Origin of the sequence: Microcystis sp. M53602_WE12, from assembly GCF_030065455.1 — a bacterium.
Taxonomy (GTDB): domain Bacteria; phylum Cyanobacteriota; class Cyanobacteriia; order Cyanobacteriales; family Microcystaceae; genus Microcystis; species Microcystis aeruginosa.
In genome coordinates, this window is the sequence record NZ_JASJFB010000321.1 from 1 (window position 1) to 3,277 (window position 3,277).

General features: G+C 42.9%; 3 protein-coding genes and 1 pseudogene. 2 read left to right on the forward strand and 2 right to left on the reverse strand.

Features of this window, described 5'->3' with window-relative positions; translation table 11 throughout:
- Positions 1-164: pseudogene (locus tag PX482_RS11430) on the forward strand (IS1 family transposase); the annotation flags it as partial.
- A gap of 149 nt (positions 165-313) precedes the next feature.
- On the opposite strand, the gene PX482_RS11435 reads toward PX482_RS11430, so the two are convergent.
- The gene (locus PX482_RS11435) at positions 314-625 is read right to left on the reverse strand and encodes a hypothetical protein (protein ID WP_002749272.1); all 312 of its coding nucleotides are present in this window, start codon (positions 623-625) and stop codon (positions 314-316) included.
- Between the two features lie 615 nt (positions 626-1,240).
- Positions 1,241-2,002: a twin-arginine translocase subunit TatC gene (tatC, locus tag PX482_RS11440; RefSeq protein ID WP_002756761.1), complete on the reverse strand. Its 762-nt coding sequence runs from the start codon at positions 2,000-2,002 to the stop codon at positions 1,241-1,243.
- A gap of 221 nt (positions 2,003-2,223) precedes the next feature.
- Here tatC and nadA point away from each other — a divergent pair, with 221 nt between their 5' ends.
- Positions 2,224-3,183 carry a quinolinate synthase NadA gene (gene nadA / locus PX482_RS11445; protein WP_043998788.1) on the forward strand — a complete coding sequence of 320 codons (960 nt, stop codon included), beginning with the start codon at positions 2,224-2,226 and terminating at the stop codon, positions 3,181-3,183.
- The last annotated feature ends 94 nt before the right edge of the window (positions 3,184-3,277 follow it).

A 3,277-nucleotide genomic window follows, 5' to 3' on the forward strand; every position in this document is an offset into this window, starting at 1 on the left:
ACTGGTCAAACTAATCCTATTGAAAGATTAAATAATACCTTTCGACAAAGGATTTCTCGGTTGGTGAGAGAGAGTCTATCTTTCTCTAAAAAAATGGAGAATCACGTTGGGGAGCCCTTTGGTATTTTATCCATGACTACAATGCACACCTGGCAAAGGATTAAGCCGCCATCACTACTACCGAATCACCACCGGTTTCAGAATCTGGATTCCGTCGGGGATTTCCGAAAGTTCCAGAAGAGCGATAATTGCGATGATTAAGCCAATAATTGGCACATTTATCGGCGTTGTCAGATCAGAAGCTGATAACTGATTACTTCCTCAGTAGTTCTTCGGCATTTTGCAGGATTTCGAGGACTTGTTCGGCACTAATCAAGCGTTTTAGCACCACTTGCCCGATGGTGGGGACAGTATCGGCAATTTCGGCACTCTTGGGGGCAACTTCTACCATAATCACGGCTTCTTCCACCTTATAAAGCCATAAAACCTGTTCTCCCTCTAAAATACCGATATTTAATCGCTCTATCTGCGGTGGTCGTCGCCAACTACTCGCATGGTCCCACAAACCGCCAAATTCCCACACCCGTCCTATTGTCCAACCTGCCGTTAAGAAAAAATATTTCACTTTGTTACTCAATCTAGAATCAATCTCTAGCTTTCTGGCTTAATTAGTTTTCAGCCGTCAAATTTTATCAGCTTTTTAGCCATTAGCCATTAGCCATCAGCCGGAATAGGCAATAGGCAATGGGCAGCTTTGTTCTCCCTGGGTGCATCCCACATTTGCAGAAATACCGACAATCAGCAATTATCAGTGACTTTTAAATTATTACAGATATATCAGCAGCTGTCTGTAAGCATCCCACCGAAAAACTAATGCGCTCCGGGGTTTGGGGGGTTCTACCCCCCAAAAGCTTGGATTGAGGGAAAAAATCGAAAGTAACGCCCGACTTTAGCAGAGAGTTTCCCCTTAAAAATCCCAACTTAGTAGATTTACAAAAATGAGATGCACCCGTTCTCCCTGCTCCCCGCTCGTCAATTCATAATTTATAATTCATAATTCCCACTTCCCACTCCTGTCTCCTATGACGGCGGCTCTTCTGGTTTCTGTGTGGAAACGAGGTCTATACTGATAGTTTATTTAACCAAATAGTCCTAAAAGTCTTTCCCAGTAAACATTTCACGATTTCATAAGCAAAAATTATCACACAAAGTCGAGAAGAGCCTGACGGCTAATAGCTAGTTAACGTCCCGTTAATTTCACTACCCCAATCCCCCCAAAGTATAGACCCAAGACCGCCCCTGCTAACAGGGATTGGGTGAGAGGATCTGTGGAAGGGGTTAAAATTGCGCCTAAAATCACCGCACCCAAAACCACGAAACGCCAACCCGATAACATCGTTTGCGAGGAAATAATGCCTAAAAAGCTCAAAATCAATTGAATAACGGGAATTTGAAAGGCGATGCCGGTACTAAACAGCAAAAGTAAGACAAATTCAAAATAGCGCTCGATCGACCAAGCTTGTTCGACCACTTCGGCCCCATAATTGACAAAAAAGTTTAAAGCGGCGGGAATCAGGGCAATATAGGCAAAAAATAAACCAGCAAAAAATAAAACACTCGATCCTAAGACTACCGGGACAATTAAACGCCGTTCGCGACGGGTTAACCCCGGCAGCACAAAGAGGATAATTTGTAAGAGAATGACCGGACTAGCCACCAGTATGCCGCTATATCCAGCTACTTTTAGGGAGACGAAAAAAAATTCTCCCGGAGCTAACTGCAAAAATTTTACCCCTTGGGCGGGAACTTCCAGCACTTGTACTAGGGGTTTAACGAAGATAAAACATCCCACCGCACCTACAGCCACGGCAATTAAACTATAAAAAATCCGGCGCCGCAATTCCTCCAAGTGGTCAAATAAGGACATTTCCACTTCTCCGGGCAATTCGTCGAGAAATTCGGTACTGTCTGGGGGCGGGGTTTTTACTTCTGTCGATGACATGGCTTTCGCTCGATCGTTCTCTACTCAAGCCTTTATCCTAGCATTGATAGGGGATGGGGGTTCGGGGTTCGGGGTTCGGAGTTCGGAGACAGAATTCAGGATAATAAATCAAAGTTGCCCCCCACTTCCCCACTTCCCCACTCCCCCACTCCCCTTAAAAAAAATTTGCTATGATCTAGGAACTTGTTTAGTATTTGGTAAAAATAACCATAAATGCCGCCGTGTTCACAACTGTTCAACCCACAAATCGATCGAGCTTACCTGATGACCTATTTACGGCAATTAAAGAGCTTAAACGGGAATTAAACGCCGTTATTCTGGCTCACTACTATCAAAATTCTGACATACAGGATATAGCTGATTATATTGGTGATTCTCTCGGTTTATCCCAACAGGCTGCCCGAACGCCAGCAGATGTGATCGTATTTGCGGGGGTTCACTTCATGGCAGAAACAGCTAAAATCTTAAATCCCGATAAGTTGGTATTGCTGCCGGATTTAGATGCAGGATGTTCTTTAGCTGATAGTTGTCATCCTGAAGATTTTGCTCGTTTTAAAGCCCAATATCCCGATCATATCGTGATTTCCTATATCAATTGCAGTGCAGAAATTAAGGCCATGAGTGATATTATCTGCACCAGTTCCAACGCAGTCAAAATAGTTAATCAAATCCCTGCCCATCAACCGATTATCTTCGCTCCCGATCGCAATTTGGGACGTTACGTCAGTCAGCAAACTGGTAGAGATTTAGTCCTCTGGCAGGGTAGTTGTATTGTCCATGAAACTTTTTCCGAACGCAAGATAATAGAATTAAAAGTTGCCCATCCAGAAGCAAAAATTATCGCCCATCCTGAGTGTGAATCATCGGTTTTACGCCATGCCGATTATATTGGTTCCACGACGGCACTATTAAATTATTCCCTGAAAAGTTCTGAAAAAACCTTTATTGTCGCCACAGAACCGGGGATTATTCACCAGATGCAAAAATCGGCCCCAGAAAAACTATTTATACCCGCACCAGGTTTGAATAACTGTGCTTGTAATGAGTGTCCCTACATGAGACTGAACACTCTCGAAAAATTGTATCTCTGTATGCGAGATACAACTCCAGAAATTACTATTTCTGAAGATTTAAGAGTTAAGGCACTGTTGCCGATTCAAAGAATGTTAGAAATGTCTTAATCAGTTATCAGTTATCAGTTATCAGTTATCAGTTATCAGTTATCAGTTATCAGTTATCAGTTATCAGTTATCAGTTATCAGTTATCAGTTATCA

Coding starts and splice junctions, on each gene's coding strand:
- tatC (WP_002756761.1), bottom strand. CDS start 2,002: ATGTCATCGACAGAAGTAAAAACCCCGCCCCCAGACAGTACCGAATTT.